The following is an 18004-nucleotide window of genomic DNA, read 5'->3' on the forward strand; positions in this document are numbered from 1 at the left end:
AGCTTTCGCCACATGTCTGTCGTTCAGAAGTAGCCGCGACGGCCGCACACCTACGGGACGTCGCATGAGAAAACCCACGGAGGTGTTCCACCACATGCAAACGTCACGATTCCTAACCCGCACCCGCGAGCTGATGTCTCAGCGCGCCGGAGTAGCAACTTCTGTGTCCGAGCTCATCGTCTCCATCACCGTGAAGACGGTCATCATCAGCGCCCTCGTCGGCATCGTCGGAGCCACCATTGGCTTCTCCGTCATGGCGCAGGAGAACACCCACCACAGTGTCAGCCAGCAGGCCGGCACCATCCGGTTCACCGAAGATGTGAAGTCCGCGGACATGGTCATCGGCAAGAGCATCGGTGGGAAAGCCCGCCAGGCCGCGCTGCTGACCAACGTCAGCGGGCCCAAGTGCAGGGTGAAGGTGTGGCGTGACGTCGATGCCGGCAACGGGAAGTCTGACCTGGTCGTCGACAATTTCTCCCAGCCCGGCGCCTGCTCAGCCAGCACCCCTATTCCCGACACGGCCTCCGGACGTGCCATCATCCTCGACGATGTCGCCCCGAACGTCTTCAGTTACACCAGCGTCGCGAACCGGATCGTCACCTTCGATGACCTGTCTGTCGCAGCTCTCGGCGGAGACGCCAAGACGGGAAACGTGGTTCGACCGGTCAGCATCAGCCAGGAAGACTGGGACGACAAGCGACCTCAGACCGTGACGCTGAACGTGTCCTCGAACAACAAGGAACTGACCAAGTACACCAAGAACGCAAAGTTCGTCGGTCAGACGAAGTTCGTCAACTATGCCCAGGCGGCACCTAATCAGAAGTACGTTCCACCGGCCGGAACCCCGGGCCTCCCACCGGACCCCACACCTGTTCAGATCCCCGCGATCACAGTCACCCGAACGTCAAGCACCTCCAGCACCGCGTACGGCGGACTCCGTGAAGGCATCGATTTCGCCTTCACCGGCGGTCAGTGCGCTGGCGGCATCAACAGCGTCGGAACAGTCAAGTGGACAGCAACATCACCCTCCACCGGTGTTGCTTCTAAGAGCGTCGCCATCGACGCGGTGCTCGGAGCTGCTGCCAGCACCGGAACAATCAACGGCGTCCCCAACGGAACCACCGGGACCGTAACCGTCAGCCTGACCTGCGGCACCAACAAGGACGTAACCAAGGCATCGACAACCTACGTTCAGACGCTCCCGGCTACCGTCCTCACCGTTAAGGCTGGCGCCACCCCGGAGAAGCATGTCCTGACCTGGACGGATGTCTCCTCGCTGGTCGCGACGTATGACCTGGTCTGGTCGTCCGACAACGGGCTCATCGCTTCAGGGACGCCGCTGGTCAGCGACATCACCGCGCAGACGTACACGACGTCACAGCCGTCCGGGACCACCTACGGCGCAACGACGAACTACCGTGTGGTCCCCACCGTCAACGGTCGAGGTGCCGGCAGCGACACAGCGTCGATCTCAAACGCTTGGCCTGCCACCCCGACACCGGGCACCTTCAAGTGGACTGTCGTCAGCGGAACCAAGGGAAGCGCTGACTGGGCGTACGCGACGTCCTGCCCGGCCGGCACCACCCTGTACAACAAGATGTACAAGAGCCTGCACTGGCCTTCCAAGTCGTACGACGCCACCTCTGGCGTGTGGGACGACACCGGATGGGTGACCACAACCGCACGTGCCAACTACACGCCGACCGGCCAGTACCAGGACTACCCGTTCCGCTACTCCGTCCAGGCGATGTGCAAGTCGGCCTCCACCGGGAACACGTCCGCAGTCAAGACGGTTCAGTCGCCCCAGTTCGACGCCGGCTACCTGCAGCCGGCAGCTCCCACATGGGCTGGCCCTGCGACCATGAAGCAGACGTGCCGCAACTACTACATCAACTGGCCCTCCGGGTGCAGCCCGAAGGTCGACGGGATCATCCTGAAGTACACCACCTACTGCCCGGCAGGTTCCGACCTGTACGACACCTACGCTCTGTCGATCAAGCCCAGCGGCGAGAACACCGGCATGGTCCAGTTCAACAACGGTGACGGCTGGGAGTGGCAGAAGGGGTACGCGAAGGCGGACCGAATGGCCGAGTACCGCGACGCGAAGTACATGTGCACCAGCCCGTGGAACCACTCAGCGTGGTCGAAAACCACCACCCACTTCATCGAGGTGATTGACCCGTGACCGAACTGATGCCCAAGCATCAGCAACGCGCCACACGTCGGTTCCGTCGCAGCACTCTCGTGCTCGCCGCTCTGGCTGTGGCTGGCGTGGCGATCACCGGTGCGATCGCGGTCAACGCCGCCGCCCAGAGTGCCGCGGACGCGGCGTCTCAAGCGCTGACCGCTCAGGAGCAGAAACTCGCGGACGCCAACAACTACGACGACTGGGTCCGCGGCGAAGACACCACCGACCCGGCGAACGAGCCTCCGATCAACCCGTACGTGAAGCCTGGCGAAGCAAACCAGAAGCGTTGGGTGGACGAACCGATCCCAGCTGCAGGGTTCGACGATGGCATCGGCATCGTCGATTCGACCTCGTACACCTTCACCAACTTCCAGGTCGCTGCGTCCGCAGTGTCAGGTGCTGATGTGAACTCCGTCACCGTCGAAGCTGACACCTGCCTGGCCGGCTGGGCCGCCAAGACCCTGCCTGAACGGAACCACACCGCCTCGATCGGTGTTGAAGAGGTCTGCGGCCGGGATGCGATCGTCCTGGTCGGCGGGTACTCGGTGACCAACAACGACCTGATGGCGCACGCCATTGACGGTAAGGAGAAGGACGTACTCGCGCCGGTCCTGAAATCAGACACCCGGTTCGCGTACGCGTCAGTGGCAACGACAGACGGGCGCGGCATCCTCATCGTCGCAGCCCCTGGAGCTGGCACCGGAGACCCGTCCGGCCTACCCGGACACTGAGCTCCGCATCCGCCACATGCCTTGAAGGTGTCCGCGTTCGCGCGGGCCGACCCTGAAAGGCGCCACTGTTGCCCCGCACACAGATCCCTTCCCTGTCCGAGCTGCGCCCGAAACCGTCAGCACGCCGACGTGTCACGTTCGACTGGGAGGACCGGGAGCGGGGTGTCGCCACCCCGAAGGTCATCTCACACTTCGGTGACCTTCACACCCCGTTGGAGGAGTTCATCCGCGGATCCGAAGCGATCGTTGGGTGCGTCGCCTGGATCACCAGCATGCGACTCGTCGACGCGCTGGCTTCCCGGCCGGTGTCGCTGATCGTGAACAAGGAGTGGGCGCTCCGCTCCACCGACCAGAACCCGATCGCTGTCCGGAACCGCGACACCCTGTACCGGCTCACCGGCGGGCTCAGCCGGAAGGACTTCCCGGCCCCGTTGTCGGAGATCACCGGTGACGACCTGATCGACCCGGTCCGGTGTGTCGGCGCTGTGTCCCGCAGCGAGCAGACGCCGCTGATGCACCACAAGTTCATCGTCCGCCTCGAGCGCGGGAAGCCGACCGCCGTGTGGACGGGCTCATTCAATTTCACGGCAGGCGCCGACCGGAACTTCGAGAACTCGGTCGAGATCTTCGACCCGAAGATCGCCCAGTCGTACCTAGCCGAATGGGCCCGAGTCGCAGCACTGTCGGAGCCGATGGAGTTCGCCGCGGGGAAGGCGGACCCGGACTGGACGCCACCGAAGCCGGGGACGGCAGCGAAGCCGTCGACGAAGGCGGCAGCTGCGAAGAAGCCGGCGCCGTCCGGGAAGGACAAGCCCCGCACCAGGAAGTCCGCCGGCCGGAAGCAAACACCGTCCCGGAAGCCGTCGTCAGGTGCCCGGACACGCCGAGCAGCCTGACCAAACACCACCCCGAAAAACCGCCGCACACCTAGGAGAGGTGATTCTCCCTGTTGGGCGGATCCCCCTACGCAGAAGGAAACACAATGTCTACCACCACCGTCAAGCCTCGCGGCCACGTCGGCGTCGACGGGAAGTTCCACAAGTCGAAGTTCACCTGGAAGGACCAGGCGCAGCCTGAGGCCGGATCGTTCCTCGTCGCCGACGAGTACACCGCCGACTACAACGTCGACGACTTCCACGACCGCGTCGCCGGCAAGTACATCCCCGAGGTCACCAACCTCAGCGAGGAGGAGCGCACGTTCGCTTCCGCCGCCTCCGCCGCCGTGAACGGCGTCTGGGAGCTCGAGCACCTCAACGAGATCGAAGACCTCCGCAAGCTCGGCATGCAGGACGACGCCACGTTCATCGAGGCGAAGACCTACCGCGACGGCGACCGCCTCCTCGTCTCCGTCCGCCACACCGACGAGGCAGAGTCCCCCACCGGTTCCCTGTTCGTCCTCAACACCGACGGTTCCGTCTCTGCCTACGACGACTATTCCGACAACTACGGAGAGCGCTGGGTCGAGATGGCCGGCTACCGCGGCGAGCAGATCTCCCAGCTCATGGGCGCAGCCCAGCACGGCTCGGTGTCCGAGTACATCTGATCCCGGCCACACACCTAGTAGGGGTCGCCATTCCGGCGGCCCCTACTTTTGTGAAGGACCGACACCATGCCTGTTTTCGATGAGACGAAGGTCGCCCGCGGCGGCGTCCTCCCCAACGGCACCGCCCACTCCGCCCTGTTCGCGGAGAAGGGCCAGTCGAGCCCGGTCGCGAACGTGGTCCAGCCCAACCCGCCCTTCAACGAGGACCGCCACATCAAGGGCTGGCTCGGCGGATCGGCCGACGACCTGAACAACGGCCAGAAGAACGCTCTCGCTCACCTCGCCGGCGTCCTCCACGACTTCGACACCCCAGAGATCGACATCCACGACGAGAACGAGATCATCGCGCTCTACACAGACATCAACGACTGGGACAACGAGAACACGTTCCGCCTCACCCTCGACCGCAACGGCCTCGTCACCGGTTTTGGATCCGGCACCTACTGGACTGACGACGACGAGTACGACGAGCAGTACGGCGGCTACGACCACCGCGCCTACGCCCTCGTCCGAGCAGCAGGCCTCGCCGCCGAGTAGATCCCTCCCGCTCCGCACATGTTGGTGACGGAAAGGGGCACCACATGCCGGACTACGACCTTGTCGCCTTCAACTGGGGAGACGTCACAGCCACTTTCGACGACCTCGTCAACAGGCTGGACGCCCACTCCCCCGGAGCAGTCATCGACACCCGACCGACGAGCACCGTCGCGACCAACGGTGAGGTCAAGCCTGGCATCCGCGTCACCCTCAACCCCGCGCTGATCCGCAACACTCACGCGCACGACATCTCCTGCCGGCTCGGGTTCATCACCCACGCTGAGTCCGGCGATCAGAGAGACCGAGCTCGCGCCGCCGAAACGTCGAGCCTCACCACATGATCACCCGCACCCCACCAGTCTCCGTCGGCGACCACGGGGTGCGCCACCCCGCGCACCGCCTCGCTGTCGACGGGCCGGCATCGTCGGCCGTCCAGGTGATCGAAGAGGTCCTCGGGAAACAAGGGTGGGCGCCTGTTCACGAGACAGACACCACGGTTGTGTTCCGCTCCGAAGTCACCATCACTCCACCAGGGACACCTCGATCGTTCCGCACCCGACCGATCCAGAAGCGAGCGTACGCAGTTGTCGAGCACACTCCCGTCGGCGGCGGTCTCGACTTCACATTGTCCCTCGTCGCCGGGGACTTCCTTCCAGTCAGCTTGACCGATGCCGCGGCTGCCCTGGAACGCCGATTCGCATCCTCCGGCACGTTGGTGAAGTCAGCACCGATCGGCTCCGCATACTCCCTGCCGGCGGGAAAGCTTGGACACCCTGACGCGTTCGCGAAGTGGCTTCGACGCCGTTGAACCAGTCAATGCGGTTACAGGCGGCAGAAGCCTGGGGCCATGTAATCCGGTGGCGCGACGTCGTCCACAGCCTCTGTCGGCCGATGTAAACCGGTGGCGCTCTCACAGGATCCACCAAGAGACCCAGGCACCATGTAAACCGGTGGCGCTGAGTCGCCACGGGCGATGTAAACCGGTGGCGGTTCACCCCTGAAGCCCTGTCCCTTACTCGTAACCGCACAATGGAGTTACCCAACGCCGGTCCCGATGTAAACCGGTGGCGCGTGGCGCCTTCAGACGATCGCGATCGCCTCCCGAATACCCGCTGCGAGCATGTAATCCGGTGGCGCACCGGTTTTCCAGCGGCGATGTAATCCGGTGGCGGTGCCTCCAGTCGTCTCCATCCTGGCTCTCCATGTAATCCGGTGGCGGATCTTCACCGACCGGGAGCGTCGGAGCCCCTCCGGCAGCGATGTATTACGGTGGCGGTGAGCCTTCCGACGCCATCGACGCTCGTCTTGCCTGAACCTCGTCGACGAATCCACCAATCCGGAATCCGTGAACCCTTGACGTCGAAATCCGAAGCCCTCTGTGGTCGCTTTAACCACCCAGAAGAGAGTCACAGGTAGATCTACAGGGGTTAACTACAGGGGGGAGTCGGCGGTGAGTCACGACTGCCCTACTGATCACTGGGATCCGGGCCCGTTCGGACACGATTTCCGCGCCACCGGATTACAGATGGAGCGCCACCGGAATACTTCCTGAACGCCACCGGATTACGGGGACCGCCACCGGTTTACATCCGTCAAGGCGAGTACTTTGGTGGCGCTCATGTATTCCGGTGGCGCCCCATCGGCTTGAGAACACTGGGGACACGCCGCGTCAAACTACGCCTGGTGGCGGTCGTATGCGGCAGTGTGTCGTCAAAGCCCCGCGAATGCAGAGGATCCGCCATGTTCGACGAAAGCGCCACCGACGCCGTTTCCGACGCCACAGCAGAACTCGAGCCGAAACCTCTGTCGATCCCCCGCAACCGCGTCGGTGCGCTGAACTACGCCGGAGCGATGGAACACGCCGAACGCGCTGGATCCGACATCCAGGACCGAGGCTTCTCCGCGAAGATCTGGGCCCAGGTGTCGATCCCGTACCTGGAGCCACCCGCCGGCACGCAACTGTGGGAACGCCGCAACGGCGACGTCGTCCTGCGCATGCAGCCCGCCCTCATCGACGACCCGACCACCGGAGAGCTGAACGTCCCGAAGTTCCCGTACGGGATCATCCCACGTCACGCACTCACCTGGATGGCAACCGAAGCGGTCCTCACCAGGTCCCGTGAGCTGGAGATCGGGTCCAGCGTCAACGAGTTCATGCGGAAGCTCGGCATGACGCCCAGCGGCCCGAACGCGAAGAAGATCCCCGACCAGCTGAACCGCATCTGGGGCTCCCACGTCACCGTCTCTGAAGTGTCCCGCGGCGGCGGCCGCACCCCGAACCACACCGGCGGCGACCGAATGCCGATCCTCGACAACATCCGCCTGTGGACCAACGACGACGGCGACATCGACGACTCCGGCCACTGGCGATCCTCCGTGAAGCTGTCCGAGGCGTTCTACGACTCGATCATCAAAGCCCCCGTCGCCGTCGACCTGAACATCCTGAAGCTGCTGAAGAACTCCCCCATGCAGATCGACATCTACATCTGGGCGACCCACAAGGCGTACGGCCTGGAGAAGCCGATGATGATCAAATGGGAGACCCTCGCGATGCAGTTCGGGTCCAACTTCTCCCGCATCCGCGCCTTCCGCGAGAAGTTCATCAAGCACCTCGACCTGATCTCCGTCATGTACACCGGCCTCAACTACGAAGCGACCAGCACGCACCTGATCATGAAGCCGAGTAAGACCAGCATCAAGCCGAAGCGGCCACCCCGCCAGATCGCCTGACACGCCGCCTGCGGACCTATCGCGAGCCAGGTCGAAGCCCGGCACCCTCCACAGGGTCGCCGGGCTTCTCTGCGTCCAATGGCGGACCTGGACCGGCACTGTGCGCCCCACTTGGCTACGGATCATCTGGTGGGGGTCCCCACGCCGACCAAGGCACCTACCTACCTAGGTAGGTATTTCCTTGACGTCCGATTGCTCTTACCGGAGCACTGAACAGGGTCAGTTCGGCATGCCCGCGAGAGCCCGCGTGCGCCTCATACAGGCCCTAATACCCCGTTCCCGGTGCATCCACCCATCCGGTGGCGAGATCGGGCGTCTCAGAGGATTCCCGCATAAACGCTGGGGAGAACAGGATGCCAAGATTGCAATCTAGCTAGCTAGGTGCCTAGCGACCTAGGAACGTAACTACACACTTAGGCACCAACCTACGCGCCTAAGTACCAACCTTGGCGCGTAGGTTGATAGCAACCTTGCGACCTTGCTACGCACCTAACGACCTAGGTTGCAACCTATGTAGGCGGGAGTCCGCTATTGTGAAATGCAGCGGCTCGCGCAATCGCGCGCGAGCAAGGCAGGTAGCTTGGCACCTAGCTACCTAGGTACGCACGACAGAACAGTGGGATGGCGAAGATGCGCGTAGTGATGGTCTACTCCGAAGCCGGGGGAGTGTCGAAGACGACCACGGCGGTTTCACTGGCCATGTCAGCTGCTCTCGCAGGGAAGCGTGTCGTCCTCATCGACCTCGACCCGCGAGGCGCGTCCACCAAGTGGCTCGGTGTCGAACCCAAGGAGAAGGGGCACCACGTCGGCGCCATCCTCGCCAACGACGAGGACACGGCCGGCTTCGCCGAAGAGCTCGCGTTGCCGACCACCTGGTCACCAAACCTCCGCATTATCCCGTCCTCGCGATCGGTATCGAACCGTGAGGCAGACCGGGTCGACCACAGCGAACTCAGGCTCGCTCGCAGCCTCAAAGACCTCGAAGCAGACGTCGTCATCATCGACTGCCCGAACCGACAGGGCGGAATGCTCACCCTGAGTGCGCTCAACGCAGCCGACACCGTCATCTACGCGGCGAAGCCGGACGTCGACGGTGTCGACGGATACCTGGGCGCGAAGGACTCCGTGCAGAAGTTCATCGAATCTCGAAACAGGATCGGTGCTCCTGTGAACCTGAGCGAGTTCGGCATCGTCGTCTCCGGCCTCCCGACGATCCCTTCGAGGATCGCGAAGTTCACGATCGCCGAGCTCGAAGCAACCGGAGAGCTCATCTACCCGATCGTCCCGGAGCGAGTCATCGTGAAGGAGATGCGCTCGACCAACGAGTGGTACGGCAACTACGAGAAGGGCGACCCGGTCGCCGCAGCCTACGCCGAACTGGAGCGAAAGGTGTTCGCATGAACGCAGAACGACAGGCCGCACCTGCGGCTTTCAAGCCAAGGGTCCGCATCCCGATCGCAGCCGATGAAGACGTCGATCCGATCACCCCAACATCTGCCCAGCCCGCCACGGCACCTACCCCAGCACCGACACCCCTGCCGGGGGAGCGGGTGGACAGCTCCGCTGAACCTACTGCCGCTGCAGAGTCCGCGGCACAGGGTCAGTCGGAGGGGTCGACGATGGCGCCACCCACCGCCGCTCCAACACCGACCCAACCAGTTCCGCCGGCTGCGCCGGCTCACACCGTCGAGACCGAAGCGCAGTCACCTGCAGCCAACACCGCGCCTCGACCGCCACGGGCCCGCCCGGAGCCTGAGATCCAGACCAACATCGGTCTGAAGTACCCGGTCCGCGACCTCCTCGATCGGATCGGCATGGTCGAGGGCAGGAACATCAAGACGGTCGTCGCCGCGGCCATCCTCGAATACGCCAAGAACCACGGGATCGACTAGCTAGGTAGGTACGTGCGCGAGCTCTGCGGCCACACACCTAAGAGGCATGACCACTGATGCCAACAACAACATCCACGCCGGCGCTGGAGAAATCAACCCCGGCACCGGCCTGCCCGTCGGCGGCCAGTTCCAGCAGAAGCCGGCTCCTGGCGCGTCCCAGTCGCAGCTGACGGAGGGCAAGCCTCCGGTCATGTCGACCATGCGCCTGGAGAAGTGGACCGGCGCGAACGAGGATCACCTGGAGGTCGTCGAGGAGGTCGACTTCGACTCCCGCCCCGTCCTGGACACTCTGCCGTTCGCGCTCCTTCCGGACCCGGACGAGACCTACAACGACGACACCGTGTTCGAGCTCGCGTTCACCGCCGGCCTCATCCCAGAGCACCGCGGCATGCCGTTCACGTTCCTCGGCGGTAGCGACTACGAGGAGTACTACGAGGACCGCAAGGAGAACGGCCCGGAAGCACCGACCGACCGGAAGACCTACGCCCAACTGGTCGTCAAGAAGGCCCAGGCTGACTACTTCCTCGCCAACAACCGACTGATCAACGCGGCCTCCAACGCAGCAGCAGCGACCATCGCCGACGAGCCCGACCTGCACGGCGCCGTCGAGTTCACTGTCAACCTGGACGTCGAGATGGGAACCAGCTGCATCAACGTGGCCTCCGTCACGAACGCCGACGGCACCGACCTCCTCGAGGAGCTCGACTGGGAGCGTGCCGAGGAGATCAAGAACGGCATCAACGAGGACCTCGGCCCGCTCATCTGGATGGACGAGCCGTGGGAGTACATCCGCGATGCCGGGTTCAACAGCACCGACACCGACGGTGTGTACACCTACACGCTGCAGCCGTGACGCACGCATCCGACGACCAGCCACGAGACACCGGTCGGCGGTTCAGCCACCGGCCAGCCCGTCCTCACGAGTTCAAGCTGGAGGCGTCACCAACTCTCGCCGGCGTGCCGGCTCCCGTGGTCGCGCTGCACGGTCTCACCCACATCGGGACGTTGAACCAGGAGTACAAGAAGGACTGGTCGTACGAAGGCCAGGGCCTGTCCGTGTCGATGGATCCTGACGCGTGGGAGCAGATCGCTGAGCTCGGCGGGAACCCACGCTGGTCTGTCGGTGTCGACAACCCTCAATTCCTGGACTTCCACGAGCTCACCGCGGAGCAGAAAGACGCGATCAACGACTGGGGTGTGGAGCGAGGCTACGTCATCCCGGTCACCGCGACCCGGATCTACACCTGGGACTCGGAAGACGAGAGCTGGAGGTACTACCTGACCACCGACGAGTCCGACGTTGAGTTCGAACGCGATGAAGCGGAGGCCATGGAGTACGAGGTTAGGGAAGGCCGGCCCATGGACGGTGAAGACGAGGACGGGTTCGTGTACCTCGACTCGGAAGCCACGTTCGCGACCACTGATGTGTTCCCCGATCCGACCGTGAGGCGAGGCTCACTCGGTGAAGACCAGATCCTCGCCACCCTCTGGGTTCAGGAAACCACCGACTTCGACGGTGTCTGGTGGGAGGACGACTACGACCCCGAACGTCTGAGCGCGCCTCGTGGCGTCATCGTGCCGAGGGCGATCCAGAAGTGGGTCGCCTCAGCGGTTGAGGCTGACCAGGACTCCTAGGGTCACTCCCAGGCGTGGAACCGGAACACTTCCTCCGGCCAGGTGCTCTTGATCTCAGCAAGCTGCGTGGCGATGGTTTCGGCGAGACGTCGGTCGGTTTCCCCGTCGGCCAGCTGACCGTCGCTGATCCTCATCCGCACGTACTTGCCGCTCGGGCTGATGGTCCTTGGGCAGTCGGAGACGAACAGGGAGTCGTGGGCGCCGAGTGATGCCTGGTTGTCGACGTGGACGCCTGCCATGAGGTCGACACCGACGTCGCGCGCCGCCGTGATCGCTGCGCGGTTGATGATGTGGCTGACGCCGCGGTGACGGTGTCTGGGTGCGATGAAGATGCTGGTCTGCAGACCGAGATACTGGTCCGTCTGACCGATTGAGAACATGCCAGCGAGGGCGTGGTCGACGAGCACTGACCAGGAAGTGGCCGGAGCCCTCCCGGTGTAGACATCAATCAGCTCGGCTGCGGTGCGCACACCACCGACCGGGTAGTCGAGGTCGCCGATTGCGTCAGCGACGACGCGGCGGCCGTCGTTGGACAGGCTCGTGAGGAGATCGAAGGTGACGCGCATGCCCTAGAGGCATGTGGCGGGGGTGGTCACCAGCTGCCGGAGTCGCCTCCGCCTCCGAAGTCGCCGCCACCGAAGCTGCCGCCGCCGCCGCCGCCGAAGTTGAAGCCGCCGCCGGACGAGCTGCTGTCAGACGATCGCGATGAGTTGTCGGACAGGGAGGAGCCGATGGCGTAACCGATGACACCGGCGGTCAAAGGGTCGATCCCATCCTCGCGACGGGTCGGCCTAGGAGCCGGACGACCAGGTGTACGCGATCCCGACGAACGGCCTAGCTTCTCTCTGGCCTCGCGCACCCGAGCTGAAGACGAGTAGGTGCGGATGTGCTCAGCTCGTGCTCGTTGCTCGGCGTCGTACCTTCTCGCCGAGAGACGGTCGCTGATGATGAAGATCGCGCTGCCTCCGAGGAGGAGGACGGCGAATGCGAGGACGGCGACGGTGAGGGTCCAGGTTGGCACCGGCGATACAACCTCGGCCCTGTCGGTCGTGGCTGCCGCACCAAGGTCGGGGGAGTGGATGGCGTTGGCCGCTACGGTGAGCGCAGCGTAGAGGTCGTTGTCCTTCATCTTCGGGACCATGAGGTTGTCGACGATGTTGCGGGCCTCGGAGTCGGTGATGTCACCTTCGAGGCCGCGGCCGACCTCGACACGGAGTTTGTGGTCGCCGAGTGCGACAAGGACCAACACTCCGTTGTCCTTGGCGTCGTCTCCGATGGCCCAGTCGCGGGCGACGTCGATGGAGTACTCCTCGATCGTCTGGCCCTTCGGTAGGTGGTCGATGACCAGGACGCCAGTTTCGCGGCCGTCGGCGATGCGCCCGGCGTCGAGGATGTTCGAGAGGGTGTCAGTCTCGGTCGAGGTCAGGGTGCCAGTCTCGTCGACGATCGGATGCTCCAGCGGGGGAGCGGCGGGAACGTCTGGAGTTGATCCGAACAGGGCGGCGCCGGCGAGGGCGAGGGCTGCGAGCTTGATCATGGGGTCCTTCCGGAGCGGGGGAGACCGGGGGATGCCCGGTCTCTTCTTCGCTACCTACATGTGCGGGACAGCGAAGATCCGCAGGGTGGTCAGCCGATCTGCGTCAGCCCGACGATGATCATGTTCTCGCTGGATCCGTTGAGGCAGGTTTGGTACACCAGGTCGTATCCGCGCGGGACGTCGGCCGTGGTGTTTCGGGTCTGCGACAGGTGGGCGATGACGCCCTGGACTTGGTAGATGCCGTCGATGCCGGCGCCGTGGATACGGACTCTGGCACCTCCCCAGGTCGGGAAGTCTCGACCGCCGCATGACCAGTGTTCTGCGATGGCCTTCAGGCCGTAGTTCGCTGTGACGTTGACGGATCCTCTGCAGGCGTCGATCTCGTTCTGGAAACCGTACGTCCACACGGATTCGTCGTGATTCACTGGCTGGTTCCTGACCGCTGCCAACGCTGCTGCCTTGGCGGCTGCGGCCGCCTTCGCTGCGGCGGCGGCTCTTGCTGCGGCTGCCTTCTTCGCTGCCTCTGCAGCCTGGATCTGATGGACCTTCTTCGCGGCTGTCTGAGTGGCAGAGCTCACCTTGCGGTTGTCGTGCTGGAGACGAGCCGTCGCCTGGCGAAGGCGGTGGACAGCAAGACCCTTCGAGGCCTCGGTCCCTTTCGTGAGGACAGTGGTGGAGTAAGTGATCAATGATCGAAGGGAGGTCGCTGACCTCGAGTCATCTGCTGTGGCCTGACGAAGTTCGCTGCGGATGGCGAAGGCGACACCAGCAGTCTTGTCGGCCGCGGCCTGTGACGTGCGCGCTGCAGCAACGAGCTTCGTTGACTCATTCAGGAGCTTCCGCCCTGAGTCCACATAGTGGGATCCGATCGCCGATGTCGACGAAGACGTGGACGCCGTCGTATTTGGAGCCGCCTCTGCTGGTGCTGCACACAGCAGGGAGGCGACCAGGGCTATCGCAGCTGCTGCGATGGGTACGGTCCGGGAGAGTGGTCGGGTCATCAGGGTGCCTTGAGGTGGTCGGGGCCGGCGTGGTTACGCCCTTCAGACATGTGGCGAGATGCTGGGTATCGGGTATCGGGTGTCGCGTGGTGGCCACTCTTGACGTACGACTTGGCCATTTATCGGTTGCATCCGGCCGTGACGAGAATCGTTCTCACCATCGGCGTTTACTGGTTCCCGCTTGGAGGCCCGCTCTTTTGTGCACGATTATGCGAGTAATCCGGGCTATGTCGGTGGTTCCCTTGTATCCTGCAGAAACGACGTTCTGAGGGGTTCCTGTGGCATCAGCTGAGGTTGCGAAGCGCACAAACGGCCGCGGCCGCGCGCCTGCGGGCCGGGTGGAGCGGGGGAGTGGCGCTGAGCTGACGATGGCTGGCCTCCACTCCGACATGAGGAAGTTCCAGGAGGCGTCAGCCGCCGACCGCACCCGCCGCGGCTACGAGACCGACTGGGCGGCGTTCACCGCGTGGTGCACCGCCCACCGAGTCGTGTCGCTGCCAGCAGACCCCAAGACCGTCGGGGCGTACTTCACGGATGCCGCCAACATGCTCGACAGTGCGGGGGAGCCGTTCTACGCCACCGGGACTCTCGACCGATGGCTGTCCTCCATCAACAAGGCCCATGAGCTCGCCGGCCACCCGAAGCCGGGCAAGAGCCCGGAAGTGATGACGACCATCGCCGGCATCCGCCGAGTCCGCACCCGACCCATCAACCGGAAAGCGCCGCTGCTCCTACCGGAGCTGAAGCGGGTCATCACGTCGATCGACCCGACCGTGTTCGCCGGGGGAGTGATCGGTCTCCGCGACCGTGCCCTGCTGCTGTTCGGGTTCGCGGGAGGGTTCCGCCGTTCCGAGCTCGCCGCTCTCACGATCTCCGACGTCACACTGCATCCCTCCGACGGGCTCCACGTCCGCATCCGGTCCTCGAAGACGGACCAGGAGGGGAAGGGGCAGGTGAAAGCGCTGCCGTACGGCTCTGAGCCGGTCACTTGCGCTCCGTGCGCCTTCATCCACTGGGTCCGTGCCCTGGCGGCGACGAAGCATGGTCGTCCAGCAGTCATGCGGTACCTCTGGCAGCTGGACGAAGAGCACCACGTCTGCCGTGACGGGATCCCTGAGTGCCACGAACTGGGGGAGTGGGACCCGTTGTTCCGGCCGGTGATGAAGAACGGAGCGCCGCACCTGCGTCACATCAGCGGCGATGTCGTGAACGACGTCGTCAAACGCCGGCTCCAAGCCGTCGGTATCAACCCGGCCAGGTTCGGTGCACACTCACTCCGCGCTGGATTCGTCACAGCGGCGATTACGAACGGCGCCAGCTACCACGAGATCATGCGCCAGACGGGGCACAAGGACCCGGCCACTGTTGAGGTGTACGCCCGCGAGCACGCCCCTTTGACGAACAACGCCGTGACGAAGCTGGGGCTCTGATGGGGTCTACTTCACTTGCGCGCGGCTGCCGCGATCTGGTTGGCGACAGTGAGCAGCTGCTCGTCGGATGGGTACTTGAACGGATTGAGGCCCAACCCGATGTTCGTGATGCCGAGGCTGAGAAGGCCCTCTGGGGTGTCGATGCTCAGAAGCACGGACGAGTAAGCCCTCGCGCCCACGGTTGCCCAGCCTCGCGTGATGCTGAGGAGCTTCTCGGACGGCACGTCGAGGACCACTCCGTTCTTCCGGACGAGCCTGAAGGCCGATGCGTCGAAGACGGCGACCAGGACGGAGCTGGTGGTGAGCTTCCGCTGCTGGACTCCGAAAGCCTTCTGGATCAACGTCACCTCCGAGGGCAGCTCCATCGACGAACCGACGGCCAGGACCAAGGAGCCCGGGTAGCGACGCTGAGCAGTGGCGATGCGCTTCAGGTACAGCGCACGCATGCCGAAGAGGACCAGAGCGAGAGCTGCCACGAAGACGAAGAGGAACCATCCGACGGCTGCGAAGCTGATCCGGGAAAGGGCGCCGTTCGCGGCGAGCTGGTAGACGACAAACACGAGAACCAGGATCGGGAAGATTCCGCGCAGACCGACAAAGGGCCGGCGGGCCTTCTTCTCGGCATCGTCCCGAGCGGGCCAGGTCACCGGCACCGGCGGGACAGTCATGGTGGTGTCGTTCACACCTACAAGATATGTGGCGGGATGCCGAAAGGAGGCCAACCTCGATGAACCTAACGCTCGAGCGTGAATGGTCCCTGTTCCGTGACTGGTGCGAGGCGACGGACATCGACGCCGTCCCGGCCGGTCGCACAGCCGTCGCTGCGTTCATGGCGACGTTCCCAGCTGCGCCCTCCACGTGGCGCCGGCGCATCCAAGCGATTCGCGGCGGCCTGGAAGAGGCCGGCTACAGCCTCGACTGGGCGAAGCCGGCCGTCGCGTCTGTGTTCCGTGAAGGGGAGCGGTGGGCGACAGCCCGGCAGGCGATCGCACAGCTGCCGACGGTTCGGTTCCCCACCGGTCTCCGCGGCCGGAGGGACGCCTGGCTGGTCCTGCTCGTCGGGGAGCTCGGCTTCACCCGCCGGGAAGCTCAGCAGATCACCGAGACCGACATCTCCCTGTTCCCGGAGCTGACAATTCGCGGTCGGACAGTGCATCGCGCAGAAGATCCCGCCGAATGCCCGCGGTGCGCAGCGACCAGGTGGCTTCGGGTGTACGGTCCAGCCGCTTTCGGGTTCTCCAACGAGACGAAGGAGATTCTGAACCCGTGGGGTGAGACACCGGGTGTGCATGACTGCTCGGTGGGACTCGACGGGGTGTGGAGGGTCGCTGAGACGCGCAGCCCGGTGACGACGATGATGCCGTCCGTAGACGTGCACGGCTGGTTGGGGACCGAGGCTGCGCTGTCCTTGACGTCGATCTCGAAGATCGTCCATGACGCCCAGCGGATCACCAGCACCCGCGAAGTGGTCGTCCGTGGACCAGTGCGGCGGTACACCGCTGACGAGCAGAAGCAAATGTCCCACGAACTCGCCGACGAGCTCGACGACGTCAACGAGCAGCTCGATGCTTTGTTCGCGTTGACGAAGCAGCTGCTCGATGACACGAAGGATGCCATCGGGCTGTGATCCGCTCCGACCGGCGTCGAGCTACGCCTAGCAGCTGGTGCGCTAGGTGCGGTACCACGCGAACCATCGGCGCCACCGTGGCGGCTCGACTTCGGTGATGATCGCGTCGGCCAGGGTGCGTACTGTGCACGGCCAGGTGATGCCGCACTTCGCGCAGGTCGGCAGCCCTCCTGCTGGGTGAGGGGACCGCATGGCGTGCCACCGTGATTCTTCCAACGCACGCTCCAGGGCCTCAACGGTGAGCGGCACCGGCACCCGGCGCGGTACGGTCGGCAGAGGCGTTCCGATTCCGACATCGAGAGCCCACGGGCCCTGCATCCGCGACTCTCGCAACCGCGGATCCGATGCCGACCGCTCCTTCGATCGCCGCCTCTTGATCAGCATGTCTCCTCGAATCTGCACCACTCGGTGGTGAACCTGGCTCCGGCGACCCACCCCATGGTGATGATCACGGAGACGGCGATGATGACGAACACGATCGACACCACGATGATCCAGCGGGTGTCGGTGTCCTCCTTCTGGTCCTGCGTCACCGGGCGAACCCGACTGCGACAAGCACGATGACCGCGGCGCCGAGAAGGAAGAGGACCACGCGTTGCTTCATACGGCACGGTCACAGGTGTGGAGGGTCCCGGATGCTCGGAGGTCCGCACAGTCGGTGCAATCGTTGCGGACGTTGCAGCAGTGGCATTCGCTGACGACAGGAAACAACCGGCGGAACCAGCGCACTCGTGATCCCCTTTGATCGTTGTGGGCCTCAAGCTATAGCTTGAGTTCGCGGTGGGGAGACCCCACGTTCGGGGTTCAGGCGCACGCCATCACGGGCGTGGCGGGCAAGCTCGTGGGAGGATGCCGGTTACGCAGTGGTCGGAGGGGGTAGCGCGTGGCTCGCCTCATCGCTGTGCTCGGGAAGGTGAACGGACAGTCTGAGCCGGCTGTGGTCGAGTGGGTGAACCCTGACCATGTGTCCGCTGTCCGACGCGAAGTTGTCGGCACGGAACCGCGGGTGGAGCTGTACGTGTCGCTGAAGGTGTCCGGGATGCCTCTGACCCGCAGCTGGTTCGGGGCGTTCTCGACGGCCGCAGAAGCAGAGTCTCGCTGGGAAGCGTTCCTGGCCGAGATCGCCCCAGCCGACTGACGAAAGCAGGGGCGC

Annotated in this window: 20 protein-coding genes; 15 read left to right on the forward strand and 5 right to left on the reverse strand. The window is 64.4% G+C overall.

Features of this window, described 5'->3' with window-relative positions; genetic code table 11:
- Positions 1–163 precede the first annotated feature (163 nt).
- The 12 genes from ASF30_RS11950 to ASF30_RS12005 all read left to right on the forward strand — a co-directional run bounded on the left by ASF30_RS11950 (position 164) and on the right by ASF30_RS12005 (position 11256).
- Positions 164–2185 carry a hypothetical protein gene (locus ASF30_RS11950; RefSeq protein ID WP_055906652.1) on the forward strand — a complete coding sequence of 674 codons (2022 nt, stop codon included), beginning with the start codon at positions 164–166 and terminating at the stop codon, positions 2183–2185.
- Positions 2182–2919: a hypothetical protein gene (locus tag ASF30_RS11955; RefSeq protein WP_055906655.1), complete on the forward strand. Its 738-nt coding sequence runs from the start codon at positions 2182–2184 to the stop codon at positions 2917–2919. The genes ASF30_RS11950 and ASF30_RS11955 overlap by 4 nt, the downstream gene beginning before the upstream one ends.
- Before the next feature lie 68 nt (positions 2920–2987).
- Positions 2988–3815 carry a phospholipase D-like domain-containing protein gene (locus tag ASF30_RS11960; RefSeq protein ID WP_055906658.1) on the forward strand — a complete coding sequence of 276 codons (828 nt, stop codon included), beginning with the start codon at positions 2988–2990 and terminating at the stop codon, positions 3813–3815.
- Positions 3816–3901: 86 nt separating this feature from the next.
- Complete coding sequence (locus tag ASF30_RS11965) at positions 3902–4462, forward strand: hypothetical protein (RefSeq protein ID WP_055906661.1); 561 nt, start codon at positions 3902–3904, stop codon at positions 4460–4462.
- Positions 4463–4528: 66 nt separating this feature from the next.
- Positions 4529–4999, forward strand: a complete 471-nt coding sequence (locus tag ASF30_RS11970) for a hypothetical protein (RefSeq protein ID WP_055906664.1) — start codon at positions 4529–4531, stop codon at positions 4997–4999.
- Positions 5000–5043: 44 nt separating this feature from the next.
- The gene (locus tag ASF30_RS11975; RefSeq protein ID WP_055906667.1) at positions 5044–5340 is read left to right on the forward strand and encodes a hypothetical protein; all 297 of its coding nucleotides are present in this window, start codon (positions 5044–5046) and stop codon (positions 5338–5340) included.
- Entirely contained in the window at positions 5337–5807 is a 471-nt protein-coding gene (locus tag ASF30_RS11980) for a hypothetical protein (protein ID WP_055906669.1), read from the forward strand. The genes ASF30_RS11975 and ASF30_RS11980 overlap by 4 nt, the downstream gene beginning before the upstream one ends.
- A gap of 932 nt (positions 5808–6739) precedes the next feature.
- Positions 6740–7729 (forward strand): replication protein RepA, encoded by a 990-nt coding sequence (locus ASF30_RS11985; RefSeq protein WP_055906672.1) that lies wholly within the window; start codon positions 6740–6742, stop codon positions 7727–7729.
- A gap of 621 nt (positions 7730–8350) precedes the next feature.
- Positions 8351–9130 carry a ParA family protein gene (locus ASF30_RS11990; protein ID WP_235480323.1) on the forward strand — a complete coding sequence of 260 codons (780 nt, stop codon included), beginning with the start codon at positions 8351–8353 and terminating at the stop codon, positions 9128–9130.
- On the forward strand, positions 9127–9621 hold the full coding sequence (locus tag ASF30_RS22735) for a hypothetical protein (RefSeq protein ID WP_157497299.1): 495 nt from the start codon (positions 9127–9129) through the stop codon (positions 9619–9621). The genes ASF30_RS11990 and ASF30_RS22735 overlap by 4 nt, the downstream gene beginning before the upstream one ends.
- A gap of 46 nt (positions 9622–9667) precedes the next feature.
- Positions 9668–10474, forward strand: a complete 807-nt coding sequence (locus ASF30_RS12000; RefSeq protein WP_055906678.1) for a hypothetical protein — start codon at positions 9668–9670, stop codon at positions 10472–10474.
- Positions 10471–11256: a hypothetical protein gene (locus ASF30_RS12005; protein WP_157497301.1), complete on the forward strand. Its 786-nt coding sequence runs from the start codon at positions 10471–10473 to the stop codon at positions 11254–11256. Before ASF30_RS12000 ends, ASF30_RS12005 begins: the two co-directional genes overlap by 4 nt.
- A 2-nt stretch (positions 11257–11258) precedes the next feature.
- Here the strand turns inward: ASF30_RS12005 and ASF30_RS12010 are convergent, their stop codons facing one another.
- From ASF30_RS12010 to ASF30_RS22745, 3 genes are all read right to left on the reverse strand, one after another.
- Positions 11259–11822: a GNAT family N-acetyltransferase gene (locus ASF30_RS12010; RefSeq protein ID WP_055906683.1), complete on the reverse strand. Its 564-nt coding sequence runs from the start codon at positions 11820–11822 to the stop codon at positions 11259–11261.
- A 26-nt stretch (positions 11823–11848) separates the two neighbouring features.
- Positions 11849–12793, reverse strand: a complete 945-nt coding sequence (locus ASF30_RS23175; RefSeq protein WP_055906686.1) for a TPM domain-containing protein — start codon at positions 12791–12793, stop codon at positions 11849–11851.
- A gap of 89 nt (positions 12794–12882) precedes the next feature.
- Entirely contained in the window at positions 12883–13371 is a 489-nt protein-coding gene (locus tag ASF30_RS22745; RefSeq protein WP_157497303.1) for a hypothetical protein, read from the reverse strand.
- 812 nt (positions 13372–14183) lie between these two features.
- On the opposite strand from ASF30_RS22745, the gene ASF30_RS12025 reads away from it, so the two are divergent.
- On the forward strand, positions 14184–15224 hold the full coding sequence (locus tag ASF30_RS12025; protein WP_162240758.1) for a site-specific integrase: 1041 nt from the start codon (positions 14184–14186) through the stop codon (positions 15222–15224).
- A gap of 11 nt (positions 15225–15235) precedes the next feature.
- Here the strand turns inward: ASF30_RS12025 and ASF30_RS12030 are convergent, their stop codons facing one another.
- Positions 15236–15907, reverse strand: a complete 672-nt coding sequence (locus ASF30_RS12030) for a hypothetical protein (RefSeq protein ID WP_157497305.1) — start codon at positions 15905–15907, stop codon at positions 15236–15238.
- Between the two features lie 44 nt (positions 15908–15951).
- Here ASF30_RS12030 and ASF30_RS12035 point away from each other — a divergent pair, with 44 nt between their 5' ends.
- Positions 15952–16851, forward strand: a complete 900-nt coding sequence (locus ASF30_RS12035; RefSeq protein ID WP_055906697.1) for a hypothetical protein — start codon at positions 15952–15954, stop codon at positions 16849–16851.
- Positions 16852–17228: 377 nt separating this feature from the next.
- Here the strand turns inward: ASF30_RS12035 and ASF30_RS22750 are convergent, their stop codons facing one another.
- On the reverse strand, positions 17229–17384 hold the full coding sequence (locus tag ASF30_RS22750; protein ID WP_157497307.1) for a hypothetical protein: 156 nt from the start codon (positions 17382–17384) through the stop codon (positions 17229–17231).
- Between the two features lie 350 nt (positions 17385–17734).
- Here ASF30_RS22750 and ASF30_RS12045 point away from each other — a divergent pair, with 350 nt between their 5' ends.
- Positions 17735–17989, forward strand: a complete 255-nt coding sequence (locus tag ASF30_RS12045) for a hypothetical protein (protein ID WP_055906703.1) — start codon at positions 17735–17737, stop codon at positions 17987–17989.
- The last annotated feature ends 15 nt before the right edge of the window (positions 17990–18004 follow it).

The organism is Leifsonia sp. Leaf264 (assembly GCF_001422325.1).
Classification (GTDB): Bacteria; Actinomycetota; Actinomycetes; order Actinomycetales; family Microbacteriaceae; genus Orlajensenia.

Coding starts and splice junctions, on each gene's coding strand:
- ASF30_RS12010 (WP_055906683.1), bottom strand. CDS start 11,822: ATGCGCGTCACCTTCGATCTCCTCACGAGCCTGTCCAACGACGGCCGC.
- ASF30_RS23175 (WP_055906686.1), bottom strand. CDS start 12,793: ATGATCAAGCTCGCAGCCCTCGCCCTCGCCGGCGCCGCCCTGTTCGGA.
- ASF30_RS22735 (WP_157497299.1), top strand. CDS start 9,127: ATGAACGCAGAACGACAGGCCGCACCTGCGGCTTTCAAGCCAAGGGTC.
- ASF30_RS11975 (WP_055906667.1), top strand. CDS start 5,044: ATGCCGGACTACGACCTTGTCGCCTTCAACTGGGGAGACGTCACAGCC.
- ASF30_RS12000 (WP_055906678.1), top strand. CDS start 9,668: ATGACCACTGATGCCAACAACAACATCCACGCCGGCGCTGGAGAAATC.
- ASF30_RS12025 (WP_162240758.1), top strand. CDS start 14,184: ATGAGGAAGTTCCAGGAGGCGTCAGCCGCCGACCGCACCCGCCGCGGC.
- ASF30_RS11980 (WP_055906669.1), top strand. CDS start 5,337: ATGATCACCCGCACCCCACCAGTCTCCGTCGGCGACCACGGGGTGCGC.
- ASF30_RS11965 (WP_055906661.1), top strand. CDS start 3,902: ATGTCTACCACCACCGTCAAGCCTCGCGGCCACGTCGGCGTCGACGGG.
- ASF30_RS12035 (WP_055906697.1), top strand. CDS start 15,952: ATGAACCTAACGCTCGAGCGTGAATGGTCCCTGTTCCGTGACTGGTGC.
- ASF30_RS11985 (WP_055906672.1), top strand. CDS start 6,740: ATGTTCGACGAAAGCGCCACCGACGCCGTTTCCGACGCCACAGCAGAA.
- ASF30_RS11970 (WP_055906664.1), top strand. CDS start 4,529: ATGCCTGTTTTCGATGAGACGAAGGTCGCCCGCGGCGGCGTCCTCCCC.
- ASF30_RS11990 (WP_235480323.1), top strand. CDS start 8,351: ATGGCGAAGATGCGCGTAGTGATGGTCTACTCCGAAGCCGGGGGAGTG.